The 14,660-nt window shown below is 63.6% G+C and carries 21 protein-coding genes; all 21 read right to left on the minus strand.

Annotated elements, in window-relative coordinates; genetic code table 11:
- Window positions 1–38 precede the first annotated feature (38 nt).
- The 21 genes from ACLSSQ_RS11575 to ACLSSQ_RS11675 all read right to left on the minus strand — a co-directional run bounded on the left by ACLSSQ_RS11575 (window position 39) and on the right by ACLSSQ_RS11675 (window position 14,648).
- A complete protein-coding gene (locus ACLSSQ_RS11575; RefSeq protein WP_416242742.1) occupies window positions 39–449 on the minus strand; it encodes a phage GP46 family protein in 411 nt (136 codons plus the stop codon).
- 1 nt (window position 450) lies between these two features.
- Complete coding sequence (locus ACLSSQ_RS11580) at window positions 451–1,020, minus strand: phage baseplate assembly protein domain-containing protein (RefSeq protein ID WP_416242743.1); 570 nt, start codon at window positions 1,018–1,020, stop codon at window positions 451–453.
- A complete protein-coding gene (locus ACLSSQ_RS11585) occupies window positions 1,017–2,054 on the minus strand; it encodes a phage baseplate assembly protein (RefSeq protein ID WP_416242744.1) in 1,038 nt (345 codons plus the stop codon). The genes ACLSSQ_RS11580 and ACLSSQ_RS11585 overlap by 4 nt, the downstream gene beginning before the upstream one ends.
- Window positions 2,047–3,204: a DNA circularization protein gene (locus ACLSSQ_RS11590; RefSeq protein WP_416242745.1), complete on the minus strand. Its 1,158-nt coding sequence runs from the start codon at window positions 3,202–3,204 to the stop codon at window positions 2,047–2,049. The genes ACLSSQ_RS11585 and ACLSSQ_RS11590 overlap by 8 nt, the downstream gene beginning before the upstream one ends.
- On the minus strand, window positions 3,204–5,240 hold the full coding sequence (locus ACLSSQ_RS11595; protein ID WP_416242746.1) for a phage tail tape measure protein: 2,037 nt from the start codon (window positions 5,238–5,240) through the stop codon (window positions 3,204–3,206). The genes ACLSSQ_RS11590 and ACLSSQ_RS11595 overlap by 1 nt, the downstream gene beginning before the upstream one ends.
- A gap of 204 nt (window positions 5,241–5,444) precedes the next feature.
- Entirely contained in the window at window positions 5,445–5,729 is a 285-nt protein-coding gene (locus tag ACLSSQ_RS11600; RefSeq protein ID WP_416242747.1) for a phage tail assembly protein, read from the minus strand.
- A gap of 13 nt (window positions 5,730–5,742) precedes the next feature.
- Complete coding sequence (locus ACLSSQ_RS11605) at window positions 5,743–6,105, minus strand: phage tail tube protein (protein ID WP_416242748.1); 363 nt, start codon at window positions 6,103–6,105, stop codon at window positions 5,743–5,745.
- 75 nt (window positions 6,106–6,180) lie between these two features.
- Entirely contained in the window at window positions 6,181–7,656 is a 1,476-nt protein-coding gene (locus ACLSSQ_RS11610; RefSeq protein ID WP_416242749.1) for a hypothetical protein, read from the minus strand.
- A complete protein-coding gene (locus tag ACLSSQ_RS11615) occupies window positions 7,653–8,132 on the minus strand; it encodes a hypothetical protein (RefSeq protein ID WP_416242750.1) in 480 nt (159 codons plus the stop codon). Before ACLSSQ_RS11615 ends, ACLSSQ_RS11610 begins: the two co-directional genes overlap by 4 nt.
- Window positions 8,129–8,626: a phage protein Gp36 family protein gene (locus ACLSSQ_RS11620; protein ID WP_416242751.1), complete on the minus strand. Its 498-nt coding sequence runs from the start codon at window positions 8,624–8,626 to the stop codon at window positions 8,129–8,131. Before ACLSSQ_RS11620 ends, ACLSSQ_RS11615 begins: the two co-directional genes overlap by 4 nt.
- Window positions 8,627–9,085 (minus strand): hypothetical protein, encoded by a 459-nt coding sequence (locus ACLSSQ_RS11625; RefSeq protein ID WP_416242752.1) that lies wholly within the window; start codon window positions 9,083–9,085, stop codon window positions 8,627–8,629.
- Between the two features lie 77 nt (window positions 9,086–9,162).
- Complete coding sequence (locus tag ACLSSQ_RS11630; RefSeq protein WP_416242753.1) at window positions 9,163–10,059, minus strand: Mu-like prophage major head subunit gpT family protein; 897 nt, start codon at window positions 10,057–10,059, stop codon at window positions 9,163–9,165.
- A gap of 59 nt (window positions 10,060–10,118) precedes the next feature.
- Entirely contained in the window at window positions 10,119–11,156 is a 1,038-nt protein-coding gene (locus ACLSSQ_RS11635) for a phage protease (protein ID WP_416242754.1), read from the minus strand.
- Between the two features lie 237 nt (window positions 11,157–11,393).
- Window positions 11,394–11,846: a hypothetical protein gene (locus tag ACLSSQ_RS11640; RefSeq protein WP_416242755.1), complete on the minus strand. Its 453-nt coding sequence runs from the start codon at window positions 11,844–11,846 to the stop codon at window positions 11,394–11,396.
- Window positions 11,847–11,848: 2 nt separating this feature from the next.
- Window positions 11,849–12,304 carry a regulatory protein GemA gene (locus ACLSSQ_RS11645; protein ID WP_416242756.1) on the minus strand — a complete coding sequence of 152 codons (456 nt, stop codon included), beginning with the start codon at window positions 12,302–12,304 and terminating at the stop codon, window positions 11,849–11,851.
- Window positions 12,301–13,014 (minus strand): DUF2786 domain-containing protein, encoded by a 714-nt coding sequence (locus tag ACLSSQ_RS11650; protein WP_416242757.1) that lies wholly within the window; start codon window positions 13,012–13,014, stop codon window positions 12,301–12,303. The genes ACLSSQ_RS11645 and ACLSSQ_RS11650 overlap by 4 nt, the downstream gene beginning before the upstream one ends.
- A complete protein-coding gene (locus tag ACLSSQ_RS11655; RefSeq protein ID WP_416242758.1) occupies window positions 13,011–13,280 on the minus strand; it encodes a hypothetical protein in 270 nt (89 codons plus the stop codon). The genes ACLSSQ_RS11650 and ACLSSQ_RS11655 overlap by 4 nt, the downstream gene beginning before the upstream one ends.
- Entirely contained in the window at window positions 13,277–13,480 is a 204-nt protein-coding gene (locus ACLSSQ_RS11660) for a hypothetical protein (protein ID WP_416242759.1), read from the minus strand. Before ACLSSQ_RS11660 ends, ACLSSQ_RS11655 begins: the two co-directional genes overlap by 4 nt.
- A 1-nt stretch (window position 13,481) precedes the next feature.
- Entirely contained in the window at window positions 13,482–14,105 is a 624-nt protein-coding gene (locus ACLSSQ_RS11665; RefSeq protein WP_416242760.1) for a DUF3164 family protein, read from the minus strand.
- Between the two features lie 7 nt (window positions 14,106–14,112).
- A complete protein-coding gene (locus ACLSSQ_RS11670; RefSeq protein ID WP_416242761.1) occupies window positions 14,113–14,349 on the minus strand; it encodes a hypothetical protein in 237 nt (78 codons plus the stop codon).
- The gene (locus ACLSSQ_RS11675; RefSeq protein ID WP_416242762.1) at window positions 14,346–14,648 is read right to left on the minus strand and encodes a hypothetical protein; all 303 of its coding nucleotides are present in this window, start codon (window positions 14,646–14,648) and stop codon (window positions 14,346–14,348) included. Before ACLSSQ_RS11675 ends, ACLSSQ_RS11670 begins: the two co-directional genes overlap by 4 nt.
- Between the last annotated feature and the right edge of the window lie 12 nt (window positions 14,649–14,660).

The following is a 14,660-nucleotide window of genomic DNA, read 5'->3' on the forward strand; positions in this document are numbered from 1 at the left end:
GGAATTCAGATCGGTATAGCTTGGTCTCGCGTAGGCGGTCACAGAGGGGCTCGCACAATGAACTTTCGTCCATTGTGGAAGCCCGCGACTTCAAGAAAAACGCTGGAAATGTTTCCCGCAGGCTCCGGTAGCGTCACTTCCTGAACCTCGATGTCGGTCAGCGCCGGTGCCCGCACCGTCAAGGCGGTGCGCACCATGGCCAGAGCCTCCAGCCTGGCGTTGCTGTTCAGCGGCTGGCGGCGCACGTGCCACAGGCCGCTCCCTGCCTCCGGGTCGGCATACCAGCCGCGCCGGTCGAACAGGTCATCCACCCGGCTGGCCGGGGCCTCGGCGTCGGTGTAGAGCACCCCGAAAACCAGGGTGGCCGCTGCCGCGTCGGCGTCGGCCTGGGCGGGGTCATCGACCACCAGGTCAAATTGGCCCCAATCTGTCTGTACCAGTTTCAGCATTTCAATCCACCCCCAGGGTATGACTTCCAGCGACCGGGTGCGTATGGCTGTCGCTCACATTCTTGCCGTTCACCGTGAAATCGTTGGTGACATGGAGGCCGCCCTGCATCTGGGCAGCGCCACCGTCCGTGCCGTAGTAGCCGCCGTTGGAGTTGGTCTGCCCCATCACCACCAGGTTGCCGCCGATCTTGGCGTCCTGCGTCGTCTCGAACAGGGGTGTGTCGGCGATGACCTTGGTGGCGGCCTTGGCCTCAATGATCCCGCCGCGCTTGATGTGCACCCAGTTCTCTTCGTCGTCATGGATGGCCACCTCGCCCTCCACCAGGTCCATCTGGTAGCGCTTGTCGCCGATCACGATGGCCACGCCGTAGGAGCGGTCGCCGCTGGGGAACAGCAGGTAGGTCTGGCAGCCAGGCTTGGGCCGGTACGAATAGCCGTAAGGCTCCACCCGGTTGAGGTTGTGCAGCGGCTCTTCGTCCAGCACACGCGCCTGCACCTTGTCCGCGCCGATCATCAGGCCGACGCCCTGGGCGAAGAGCAGCTGGAGCCGCGTCCAAATCTGGCCGATCACTTCCGGCTCCCCTTCACCCCGGCCCCGCGCTTGGACTTCTTCTTTTCCTCACCGATGAAGGCGTCCCGGTGCATGACCTGCAACAGCGTCACGCTGCCGCCCTTGTCATCCAAGCGGAAGGTGCGCTCGCCGATCAGAAACACGTCGTCGATGCCCTCTTCGGGGATGATGACCCGCACCTGGGTATTGATGGCCCACAGCTGCCAGTTGCCGTCTTCATCCTGGTAGCGCCAGCCCGGCACCTCCAGTTCGATGCGATGGGCGCGGGCCAGCCGCCGGTTGCGCTCCAGGTTGGCCCGCCGGTCGCAGCCGCCCAGGCCGTGGCCATGCCGGTCGGCGACGATGTGCATGGGCCGGAAAAAGCCGATCCCGCCATCCTTGGCCGCGCCCTTCAAGGCCGCATCGCTGGCGTAGTCGTAGCCCTTGATGACGTAGTCGGAGAAGCGCAGCTTGAACTCATCGACCACCTCATAGCGCTTGATGTGCACCCCGTATTCCAGCGAGGCCACGGGCGCGGCGTCGGTCGGCTTGGTCAGCACCAGGCCGCCGTCCGGGAGAGGATAGAGCAGCAGGTTGGCCGCCCGTACCGCGTTGATGAGGGCATTGGCCGGTAGCTCACACTGCATGGAGAAATCGGGAACCACGGCGGTTTCCGCCTCGATCTTCACAGGCACTTTGAAGGTGCTGCAAATGCGCTTCACGATCTCACCCAGCTTGAGGCCGGACAGGGTCTTGGAATACTGGCAATCCACCAGTTCCCGCCCCAGTGAGCGGGCCTCGATGTAGATGGCGTGGCTGTCGGCATCGACCTGGCGGCGGACGCTGTCCGGGCGGACCTTCGTCACCAGGCCGTCGCCGATCAGCACGTCGGCCACGGTGTTGGCCGTCAGGCCCAGGGAATCCCCGGTGCCAGGGCGGGTGATGGCCAGGCGCACCGAGGCGCACAGGTCATCCACCGACTCCCGTATATCGACCTTCTGCCAGTAGCCGTAGCGCAGGCCGTCGAAACGGATCTCGGCCAGTACCTCATCCATAGACGCGACCCCTCACGAACAGCGGGTGCCGCACGGCGTTGCGGGCCAGGAATACCGCCTCATCCACCCCCAGCCGGTGGGCCAGCACGATGGCGGGCAGCGGGGCCGTCACGTCGCGGTAAGTGGCGGGCTTCAAGTCCTGGGCCAGCAGCGCCTCGATCAGGGACGTGCGGGCCGCTACGGCGGCCTGGAACACCGGATCGGGCAGGCTGGGCAGCAGCGCGTCGATGGCAGATACCACGCTGGCCAGTGCCGCATCCCGGTCGGCCTCGGCGCGATAGTCGGCCATGGCCACCTGAGCGGCAGAGGTCACCAGCAGGCGGCTGCGCAGGGCCTCTTCCCGCAGCAGGTTGCGGCGCACGGCACCATCGGTGGCAGCCACGCCGGAGAGGGCCACGGCATTCTTGGCGGTGGCCACGCGGGCGATACGGGACACCACGCGGGGCCGGTCAGTGTCGGCCAGGCCGCTGCTGTCAGCACCGCCGCCCAGGGCATTGGTCAGGCCACGGAAGGCCGAGGCGTAGGCGGCAGGCATGCCCATCAGCACGGCCAGGTCACCCTTCACTCCGGCGATCAGCCCCTTGATCTGATTCGCCCAGGTGAGCGGCAGGGTAGCCAGGGAAATCACCTGGCGCAGTACCTCCAGCTTCTGATGCACTGCGGCGATGAAGGCCGTCATACCATCAGCGCTCATCGGCTCCAGGCCGAAGTCACCCTCCACGGCATCCGCCAGCTTTCGGGTGCGGTCGAAGGCCACGTCCACCATGTCCGGCGTCGGCTGCACAGAATCCCCGCCGGGAACGAACTCGATGGAAATGACGCAGTAGCCGCCCTTGTCGGTGCTTTCATGGATCGACCAGGTGTGTGCCCGCACCCACAGCAGGCCCAACCAGGGGTGCGTCAGCCAGTCAGCGCCTGGTTCTGCCAGCTTGGCCAGGAAGCCGTTGCGCTCCAGGTCGTAGTCGGGGCCGATGAAATAGGCGTTCAGCTTCCAGTCCCACGCCTTGCCTCCCAGGTCCTGTACGCTGGCGACTTCAGCACCAGGAAACTCGTGCACCGCCAGGCGGCGGCCACCCTTGGCATCATGGCTCTCGGTCAGGAACTCGAACCCCCGGAACGAGCCACGGGACATGCGATCAAGCCAGGTCATCAGGGCGCACCATTCCAGACGTTGCCGGTGTTCATCTGCACGTTCCCACCGCTGGCCTGCATGGACTGGCCTTGCAGCACCAGGCCGGGTGCCAGGCCCACGGTGATATCCGCCTTCATGGTGGCGGGCTGCTGCTCGGCATTGGGCCGCAGGGCGTCGGTAATGCCCTGCACCAGCAAGCCGCCCACACCGCCGACGGCTGCACCTACCGCCGTTCCGATGCCAGGGATGATGCTGCCGATGGTGGCCCCAAGCCCGGCCCCACTGAGCGCAGCCGAGCCATAACGCGCCGTGGCGGATTCCTCACCCGCCACAGAGGACAAGACCGCGCCACCAAGGCTGGCGGCGAGGCCGAACATACCGGGGCCTTTGGCGACCACCGGCAGGCGGCTGGCGGCGCTCGCCATCGTCGTGATGCCGGGAATGGACGACAGCATCCGCATGCCGCCTTGCGTTCCCATGACGGCCCGCAAGGCCGCCAACGAACCGGCGGTGGTGGCAATACCCGCACCAGCTGCGGCGGAAGTCACAGCGCCCGTGCCGAGGCCAGGATGCTTGTCGATGGCTGGCTGGATTGTGTCGCCCAGGATGGCATTCACGGAATCCAGAGCACCTTTCTTTGACTCCCCAAGCCCTCGCGCCGCACTGGCCTTGGTGTTTTCCCATGTGCCCGCCAGCGCCTCTTCCTTGGACTTGAGGGTGCTGGTCTTCATGGCGATTCGCTCTTCCATGTCCGCCTGGGCTTCCTGCCTGGCCATGGATTCCCGGAACGCGGCCAGGCCGCCTTTTTCGATGATGATGGACGCCGGGCGCGATGCTTCCACGCCAAACAGCTTGTTCAGGACGTGCATGCGGTCAATGTCTTTGAGCGGCTTGAGCTTGTCCAGCTCGGAGAACATGTGCTCGATGCCTGCGAACTTCCCGTTCTTGTCGAAGAAATCCATCTTGATGCCGTGCTCGGCCAAGGCTTCACGAGCTTCTGCCGCCTCTTTGCCCTTGCCCCCCAGGCGGGAGTCAATCTGCGCCGTGCGCTGGAGCATCGCGGCGAAGTTCGTACCGAAAGAGGTGTTTTCCAGCCCGACGCTGGCCGCCATGCCCTGCACCGCCAGCAGCTGCTTGGCGTTCTGCAACCCGGTCAGGCCCAGGGTGTTGTAGGTCGGGGCGGCATACTGCGCCACGCCCCTGAAATCGTCGGGGTGGATGCCGTAAGCGTAGCGTGACTTCTGCATCAGGTTGGCCATCTCTGGCAACTCGTTGTCACCCAGCCCGTAAGCCTCGCGCATCTTGGCAATCGTCGTCGCCGACTGGTATTGATTCATCTCGGCCAACACGCCGAAATAGGCGGATGCCTTCAATCCGCCGCCGGTGATGGCGCTTTCCGTCATGCCCTGTTCCTTGAGCGCCGATGCCGCCGCCACGAAATCCTTTGTCGCTCCCGGCAGCTTGTTGCCGAGGTCAGTAGACTGACGAATCACCTCATCGTAGGCAGCAGAGACCTTGCCGCCCTTGGCCATGAGCGCAATCTTCAAATCGGCCTGGGCGGCCTCAAGATCGGTGTAGGAGCGAACGGGGTTGTCGATTACGGCCTTGGCCGCCATCCCGCCAGCGCCGACGGCAGCACCTACCTGGGCGACTTGGCCGAGGCGCTGCATCTTGGTCAATTCCCCCATCTCCTGCCGGAGCTTGCGCACCTTCTCGATGCTTGCCTCTTGCGCCCTGGCCAGTTCGCGGGCGCTGGCTGCGCCGCTTCTGGCGAGGCGGTTATAGGCAGCTTCGGTCTGCTGGATTTCCCGCTGGACTTCCCGCTCGGAACGCACTCCAAGCGTTTCGCGGGCACGGGATAGCTTTTCGTAGGCGGAGCGTGACCGTGAGGCGGATTGTTCGCTTGCCGCCGCAGACTTGTTTGCGGCAGCGACAGTGGCAGCCGCAGTCTTGTTGGCCGCTTGTTCTGCGGATTGCGAGACGGCCTTAATTCCAGCCGTCGCGCCGTCCTTCATCTTGAGGCGTACTTCAACATCAACGGCGGACGACGACATGAAAAAAGCTCCAGAACCGGGGGGTATCTGGAGCTTATAGAGGGTAAAGCGGGTGGAGCAGACGGGAAATGTTTCCTACCCGATGGTTCCGGGTTTATTCAAACTTCTTCCCTTCGATTGCTGCTGCGATCTCTGCCCAGACAAACAACTCTGACAGTGGCATCGCTTTCACATAGCGCAAGTCCTGGTGCAGCCCTCTGGCAACTAGGGCGCAGGCAGTAAGGACTCTTGCTCTTTTTTTTCGCCGGTCTCGGGACGGATCAACTCGGAGGCGATGGCATCGGCGGCACGGTAGTCGGTGACGTGCAGCTGCTTGATCAGGCTTTCGTCGGTGCCGGTCAGACTGGCGAGCAGGGCGATAGTCTGCCGATTAGGGCCGGTCTCATCGAACGCTAGCAAGTCTTCCGCCGTGGCGTACTCGCGGAATTTCAGTTCATCCACGGTCTTTTTGCCGAAGGTCAGCGGCTTCTTGAGTTTCAAGGTCTTCATGGTGTTGGTGCCCTTAGGAAATCTGCTCGGAGGTGTTGGCCATGATGGTCAGCTTGCTCTCGCCATCGCCGACCGGAACCGGCTCGGTGACGAATGCCTGGCTCATCATGTGCACGTGGCCATCGGCCAGACGTACCGTCACGTCCTCATCGGCGATGGCGTTGAGGGCAATGATGTCCACCCCGCCCAGCAGGTTGATGTTCAGTTCCAGCTTGGCCGGAGCGCCGGACTCGGTGAAGCCGCCGTCTTCCGGCAGGCGCCCCCCTTTATGTTCGCGCTTGGTTCCGCTGGGGGTGAAGGTGCCGGGTTTCTCGGCCAGCGGCAGCTTGCCGATGGAGGGAACCGACACGGTGCGGATGTTGTTGATTTTTGCCATGGGTAAAGCCCTTTCAAATTATGCCCAGGCGTACCTGGGCAGTATCCATTGGGACAGGTTTGGATCAGGCGCCGCTTAGTACGTGGGCACGGCCTTGCGGAAGCTAGAGCGGCCCGCCAGGATGTAGAACGGCGAATTCACCACCGGGTCGTCCCGGAAGTTGAAGCGGCTGGAGTTGTTCGGGTCTTGCTCCACGAACAGGGTGCTCTTGTAGTAGCTGTACTCTTGCACCCAGCCGTATTCCGCCATGAGCACGTTCTTGTAGAGGGACAGCAGGTAGGCCTTGACGCCGTCTTCGGTGGTGATGGGCAGGCCGGGGCGGTAGCCCTCGTCGGTCCTTGCCGCCACCGTACCCCGGAACTTCTTGATGGCACCGATGCGCTGCTCGTAGCGGATGCGCTCCATCACCTCGGCCACGTTGATGTCCAGGAAGGCGTCGTCGGCGCTGCTATCGGAGCGGTACTGGTACATGGAGATCAGGCGCTTGATGTAGCAAGAGCCATCCTTGCCGACTTCCATCACGGACATGCCCTTGAACAGCAGGCTGTTGCCGATGGTGAAGTCGTTGTAGCCGACGTCCGCTTGCAAGCCGGGCAGGGGCGTACCTTCCAAGGAAATGACCGGGTTGTTGTAGAGGCGCGGCGCGGCAGCAGCAGCCAGGGTGGCAGCAGCCTCCCAGGTGGTGGGCGGGCTGATGCCCAGCCACAGGTCGCAAATGTGCTCGTAGTTCTTGGTCTCGCCGAAGCCCGCCGCCGCTTCGTAGTCGCCACGGAAGGCAGCGAAAGCCCGGAACCCGGCCTGGACGGGGACCTTGTAGCGCCGTTGGCTTTCGGCATGCCAGGCGGCCAGGGTGGCGGCATCGTTGATGCCCAAGGCCAAGTAGCGGAACCAGCGCTGGCCGATCTGGGCGGCCAAGTCGCCGGGCGCGGGGTCGCCAGCGCCGCCGGACATGGCCTGCAGGGCAAGTACCAGCCCCTCCGGGGTGTCCTCGCCGTAGAGGTTCAGGCGCAGGTCGATGGCGTTGCCGCAGGTGCCCTTGTGGCGGGCGGTGAGGGTCACCGCGTTATCGGCCGCCGCCGCCGTCACCGGGATGTCGATACCGGCGTCGGTGATGGCCTGGGCGATGGCGGTGGCGATCTGGGCCGTGGTCTGGCCGATGGCGACGCCCACGCTGACGAGCTTCTGGGAAATGTAGAGGGCCAAGGTGCCGCTGGCGGTGGCGGGACTGGTCACCGTGATGGTGCCGGTCGAGGCCACGCCTGCCGGGTTGTCGGCATAGGGCAGCATGTAAATGTCCAGGGTCGGGTCGATCTTGCGGTAGCGGGAGGCCATCTGCGCCAGCATGGAACCGGGGCCAGCCTTGGCCTGGGCGTCCCCGATGCCGGAGAGGCGCACCACCTCACCGACCGGGGCAGTGCCGGTGGGCAGCTTGTGGCCAACCAGTAGCACGGCGGGCAGGTCACCGCCCAGCCCGGCCTGGCTGCCGTCGATCTCGATATAGCCGCCGGGCATGCGCAGCGCCTGGGGGACTTCGGAAAAAGTAATGGTCACAGCTTGTCTCCCGCGTAGGTGAGTTGATCAAAGGGCGCCGGGTCCGGCAGATAGTTGGTAATCAGGGCCTCGAAGTCGTAGCGGTCGCGCCAGTAGAGGTCACCATCGGTGTATTCCAGCACCTGGCCACCAGCGAACTGGAGCGGCCGCACGTCTGGCTCTATTTCCCAGCCCAGCAGCAGGGCATACACGGCCTTGCGGTACTTGAGCAGCACGTCGTCGGTTTCGCCTGGGGCATGGGCGCGGATGTTCTCGATGGCAATCACGACGTCGAACCCCAGTGTCACGTTCTCGGCCCGCTCCCCGGCGTGTTGCACCTTGTCCGCTGCCCGCACGATCCAGGCGGCGGGAAGTGGCAGCTTTTTTGGGTCAATGCGGGCGAACTCGGCGGCCCCTTCCACCTGGCGGAACCACACGCCGTCGAACCCGGCAGGTTTCTTCTCCAGGTGCTCGATGAGGGGGCGTAGCGAAATCACGGCCATACCTCATCGTCGATGTCGGCAACGCCATAACGACCAGGCCTGGAGGAAATGATGACCAGGTCGCCGGATGGCGCCGGATCGGTGGGGGCGGCAGGCACCAGGTCAAGGTCACCTCGGCTATGTGCCTTCAAGGTGTCGATCACGCCGTCGTAAGCCTTGCGGACATCATCCGTCATCCGCTCGGCCCCTTGCAGGTAATAGAGCGCCACGGTGGAGGCCAGCCGGGCCAGCAGCGTGGTCTGGATGGTGTTCGGGATGCCGTAGGAAAGGATGAGCGCGTCGGCGTCGGCCAGGGCCTTGTCGATGGCCTCCAGGGCTAGTGCGAGGGCAGCCTGGTCTGCCGGGGTGAAGATGTCGAGGTCGCTCCCCGCGATGGCGGCCCGCAGAGCCTCATCCGGCACCATATCCATATCGGCAGGGACCGCCAGATTGGCAAGGCGCCGGGCATTGCTCCGGGCAAGCAGATCAGCGCGGGAAGCGAAGGCCATTTACTGCTCCCCGACTTCCACCAGGGCAGCATCGCGCTCGGCAGCCGTCACCGGCCAGCCCGTGATGGCGGCGATGGCTTCGGTTTTCGGCTTGCCAGCGCCCGTCCAGAGGGTGTCGTCTTCCTTGTCGAGCTGGGCGATGGCGGCGCGGATGGCCTCCAGACGAATGACCGGGTCTTCGGGAGCCGCCGGAGCGCCGCTGTTCGGTGCAGCCGCCGGGGTGCCGGAAACCAGCGCGGTGGTGGAGGTGCCCGAAGGGTCAGCTTCGTTGGGCATTTCGTCCTCCAGGTCCGCCGGTTTGGTTTCCGACACCTCCAGCATCTGCTCTGCTTCCAGGCGTGCAGCGGTGGCGGCATCGACGGCCTCCAGCAGCTGCCACGCCTTGGTGAATTTGATGCCACAACGGCAGAAGCTCGCCGCAGCTTGCTTCTGGTGAATCCGTACATACAGTTTTTTCATGTCGCTCTCCTACCTAGGCCGTCGCACCCGGCGGGCAATCCCGCCGGGCGTCGCTGCTCTCGGGTGGTATGGGTTGGTTACAGCCAGGGGGTGACGATCAGTTCCACCCGCTTGTAGTTGGTGTTGGATTCACCGCCGGCCAGGTTCGCCTTGGTCAGAATGGCTTCGGCGGCGGCCCGGTTTGCCAGGCCGACCACCAGGGTGTCGGCCAGGATGCCGAGCTTGCGCTGGCCGTCGCCCTTGAAGTCGCCCATGGCGTCATAGGCGGCCTCGAAGTTGGCAGCAGTCAGGTCGGCCTTGGAGCCGAAGGCGCACTGCCAGAAGCCGTAGGCCGCATCGCCCCGCCACTTGCCGCCGAAGCTGATCTGGTCGTAGTCGAAGTTGCGGTCGCTCTGGACGGCAGTGAGCATGTCGAAGCGGGGCTTCATGCGCTCCTGGAGGTAGATCGGGGCCGGAGCGCGCTTGGTGCAGAGCAGAATCCAGGGTGCCCCTGCACCGGCCTGCATGTTGCTGACAGTCACCAGCGAGCCGGTGCCGTCTTCATTGGCATAGGTCGGGTGGTCGGTATCGAAGAAATACTGGCCGTCGTAGCACTCGCTGGAAAAACCGGCGGCCAGGGCCTGATAGACCAGGTCGTTCTTCAGGTCGATGGAGGACTGACCGGCACCTTCGGCCAGGGTGCCGTACTGGCCCAGGTTGTCGTCGTCGATGTCATCAACGCTCACATCAATGGTGGCTTCGAACTTCCGGTTCTTGACATGGTAGGCACGTTCGGCGACGGCCTTGTGGAAGCGGGCGCCAACCCATTCGCGGAAGACCGGGAACTGGGTCAGCCAGGCGTAGGTGTTGGATGCGCCGTTACTGTTCACCAACTTGGCGACCAGCTTCCAGTCTTCCTTGGAAAGCGCCAGGCCGGCATTCCAGCGGGCAATGAGGGTGGTCTTCAGATTGTCGATCTGGGTTTGGGTAAGCATGGGCATGTAAATCTCCTGAAACTTAAAACGTGGATAGAGGGTGGTGTCCCGGCCGGCTCTTAGGACTGGGACTTCTTGGCCTCGACGTACTGATCGGGAGTTACCCCCATGCGGTTGCACCAGGCCAGCGCTTCGGCATCCAGCCCATGGTTCCCGTCCTTGCCATCCTTGCGCTCGGCCTGGGTTTGAGTAATGGGCAGGGGCTTGGTGGCATCCAGGTATTCGGTGAGGGCGGCCAGGCTCTGCTTCTCGGCCCAGGGCTTCTGGGCGGGGACCAGGCGGCCATCGCTCAGGGCCGCCGTGAGCAGTTCGGCATGCTTGGCCTTTTCCGAGGCCAAGGCAGCGTCGGCCTTTTCCTGCTCCAGGGAATCCAGCTTGGTCTTCTGAGCGTCACGCTCGGCGGTCAGGGCGGCGACCTTGGCGGACAGGCCATCGCGTTCGGTGGTGAGCGCTGCTACTTGGGTCTTCAGGCCGTCACGCTCGGAAGTGAGCGCCGTTACCTGGGTTTGGTCAGCCATGTCGGCCTCCTTCTCGGTTGAAATAGCGGATTGCTTGCGGGCCAGATCGGCCAGGGCGTCCAGGCCGTCCAGGCCGGGGGTATTGGTGAGGCCGACAGAGAGGATTTCCAAAACCTCCCCGGTCAGCACGTCGAACAGGAAGATCGCGCTCAAGTAGCGATACTTCTTGCTGACGATCAGGCTGGCGGTGTCGCCGACCCAACTGATGTTCAGTGCGTACAGCCCCTTGCCTTCTCGCCACTCCAGGGTGCGCGGAATCCACCCGGCAGCCTCGACCCGCTTGCCGTTATCGGCGGAGCGCAGGCTCTGATGCTCAAAGTCGATGAGGATGTCGTTCTTGCGACTGGAAGCCAGGGCAATGACCCGGGCTGCGATGGCGGCGTTGAGTTGCCAGTCCTGGCACTGCACCCCATCCATGTTCCCGGGGCGACCATCCATGGCGCGAAAGGGGCCGGGGGGAAGCAGATGCGCTTCGGTAGGTGCATCACCGGTGCCCGTCATCAGCTCGAATGACAGGGCGCCGATGGCGGTCATGGCGGTCAGGGCGCCGATGGCGGTGGTAGAGGTCTTCTGTGGCACGGCTTGCTCCTCAACAGTTCGGGAGCATTTTTGCCGTCGGGGTGATTTCGATCACCGTGAGAAATGTTTCCTGCCCGGTGATTTCTGGCAGATCGCAGGGAAGGCGATTTGAGGCGTTTAGGCGCCTTGGTGGGGCCGTCCTATACCCCAAGGCCTGAAAGGCGCTTTTAAACGGCTTTCAAACGCAACACAGGGCATTCGTGAAGCGTTGTCGATGGGCGATTGCCGCCCAATCGCTTAGAACAGGTCGAACTGCCTGTCGTCGTCTTCCCGGCAGATGTTGAGAATCTGGCGAGAGGAAAGACGGTTGCGCCTGGCCAGCGTGTTGATGCTGGTGCTGGCTCTGTCCTTTCTGATCTGGGCGTCGCGCACCCGGATGAACAGCTTGTCTGCTTTGGGCAGGCAGCACCGGCCCGCTGCGTCCAGGTGGGGAGCCAGCGTTGCCCGCAGGCGGACCAGTTCGTCCGGCTCCAGGTTCAACGCAATGGTGCGGAAGGCTGGGATAGTGACATTCACCCCGCCATGGTCAGCCAGCCATTCCCGTGCCCGCCCGAAGCCCAAGGCCCGCACCACCGCCCGTAGGACGGGCGGCAGGGTCTTGAGCAGTTCCTCATCGACAGCCGGGAAGCTGTCCACCTGATCCACAGCAGGATCAACGGGGAGGGTTTGGCGTTGGCGTGGCTGGCCCATGGCTACACGCGCCCCAACCAGCCTTTGAGGGCTTCGGTGATGTTCTGGCACTCGGCCACGTTCAGGCTGTCCAGATCGGGCACGGGCCGGCCGACCTGGCGGGCGCAGAAGGCCAGCAAGGCCGGGCGGGTGGCGTTGGCCACCTTGCCCGCCTGGCCGAGCTTGCCCCACAGACGGAACAGATGGGAGATATGCGGCGGCACTGACCTGGCTGCCGTCTTGCCCTGGCTAAAGACCTTCTTGGTACGCGGCCAGCCCCGGTGCTCGTAGTCATCCAGGACCGCGCCCAGCTGGGGAACAGTCATGGTGCTGGCGGAGACGCGGCCATCGACCATCGTGGCCCCGTGTCGGGACAGCAGATCACGGTGAGTCTCATCGCACCAGCCTGGCAGATTCTTGAGCGCCCAGCCCTTGGCGATGCCCACCAGCTGGAGATAGTGCTTGGTCAGGTCGCTCATTGACGGCCTCTCAAGTCTTCCAGCTGGGAGTGTTGGTCAGCACCACCTACCCCACGGTTGAGTTGGGCATCACGGCCAGAGCGGTGACCGGCAAAAAAGTCGCCATGTTCGTGGTCGCGCAGGGTGCGACCGTCGTTTCGGTCACGTGATTTGAGGTTCCCCAGGCTGGGGTAGTGCTTAGCCATGTAGGCGTCGATAGCGGCGGTCTGCTGCTCATTTCCGGCAAAGCTCTCTATTTTGCCCGCAACGGCATGTACCCAGCCATCATTGAATAGGTCAGCCCGACGCGTCTTGATGGCCCTCTTGCAACGCTTGAGGCGCGTCTTGATGTGTTCATCCCGTGCCCGCTTGGCTTGCCGATGGAGTACGGAGAAGGCATAGCTGGCTACCTCGGGAGCGGCGCCGCAGCCGATAAAGCTCCACTTGCTTTGGCAGTTCCAGAGATAGGCCGAAAAGACGAGCCGGCAGCCGAATGCGTCAGCGATCTTTGATGCCAGGGACTCTTCCCAGCTGGGGGGCGTCGTCTTGGCGCCGGCTCTCGCTCGGTGCTCTTCGGCCTCGGCGGCCTGGACATCCTGGTCGGTGATGCCATGAGTTTCCATCAGCTTCTTGGCCTGACGCAATGCAGCCTCAGCCTCGTGCTCGTTGCTGCTGGCGGACAAGGCCAGGCACTTCTTGATCTTGTCCAAAATCTTGTGGCGCTCGCTCATCCCGGCTTCCTCCCAAAGCGGCGCACCATCCACGGGTGGATGGCCATGGAGGTGAGAATGCCCAGGGGACCACCGGCAAGGTAGGCCATCACCTCCAGGATGTTCGTGGGACCGGGCATGATCTTGAGGATGGTGATGTTGGCTGCGCCGATACCAAAACTGGTAATGGCCGCCAGCATCCGGTGCCGTCCTTGAACGTTGAGGGATTGCAGCCCGAGGAACAGTACCAGCGTGTAGGTGGCGGCTAGGAGATAGAGGGCGTTCATGCCACGTCCCTCTTGATTTCCTGGATAACCTTCTCCAGCTTGACCATCTGCTCATTCACGGTCTTTGCCTTGCGATAGAGCACGGGGAAGGAGTCAATCATGGTGCTGGCGAACTCAATCCACGCTTTGCTGTTCGAGCCCCCGACCACAGCTGCCTGGTGCAGCTGTTTAAGGTGGTCGAAGTTGGTTACGAAGGCCATATCACACCGCCGCGACGTCGAGGGGGATGGGGACGTACTGGTCGGTATCGCCGACCCGCTCATAGATGCGGACGTAGGGCTTGCTGCCGGTGACCTGGATGGCTTCGCCGATGGCGGCCATGGCGCTCTTCCAGCGTTCGTCCTCGATGCTGAGGCGGCGCAGGCCCAGGACCCGGCCGGTGTTGATGTTGCCCGCCTGATCCACCTGAAAGGCGTCATTGACCAGGACGTGAATCTCCGGCCTGGCACCCTGACTCCAGTCGGTGATGCACTCATCAATGAGGGCCTTGGCAGCTTGTAGGCGCTCATCGAAGGTCAGGCGCTCGGCGATGGCTCGGACGATCTTGAAGCGACCGTCAAAGCTCAACAGCGTGACGTTGCCCTTGTTGCCTCCAACCTTGGCGCCGTACTGCTCGGCACTCAGCTGGACGAAGGCGGCGATGTCGCCGAAGACGGCGGCCTTGAAGTCGCCGATCTGGCCATTCAACGCCTTGGCCTTGACGACGATCTCTTTCACCAGCTTGTCGCGCTCCAGGTCGATGGGCCGAACGTTGTCCTGGTGCTCCAGCTGGCCCCGGGCATTCAACATCCAGCCCGGCGGAATTTCTTTGATGGTTTCGGTCATTTGTTCCTCACTTGATAACGGGGGTTGAGCCCAGGACGGTCAATTCGTCCTGGTGAAAAATGGTCAGGATGGGCTGCTTGCTGGGCGGGCTTCCATCCCGATAATCCAGGGCAACCGCGACGAAGCCTTCCAGCAGGTGGGTTGCGCCGGAGTCCTGGATGGTCCCTGTGCGGTCCATGTAGCCGGCGATGTTGGGCCGGCCCGGCAGGTGGCCGGTGACGCGAACGGGGGTTCCTGGCGTCATGGCCGCTCCCAACTGACCAGTACGCCTTCGAACTCGCAGGCCGCCATCTTCTTGTCCTGGTCGATGTAGGTCCGGTAGGAATGCGGCTTGGCCCGATTTAGCAGCGGGGTGATGTGAGCCTTCTCGCCGAGGTGGATGTGGGCCTGGGGAATGAGGCCGGCAAGTCGGCTCCAGAGCACCGGATAGCCCATGACCCGCAGTTCTCTTTCGACGTTGGTTAGCAGTGACAGCCGGATCAGAAAACCCGGGGTAAAGACCTTGGGTTCCATTAGGCTTGCCGGGTGGGTGGTCGTGGTCATAGGAACCCCCAC

The organism is Azospira sp. APE16 (assembly GCF_047901315.1).
GTDB lineage: Bacteria > Pseudomonadota > Gammaproteobacteria > Burkholderiales > Rhodocyclaceae > Azospira > Azospira oryzae.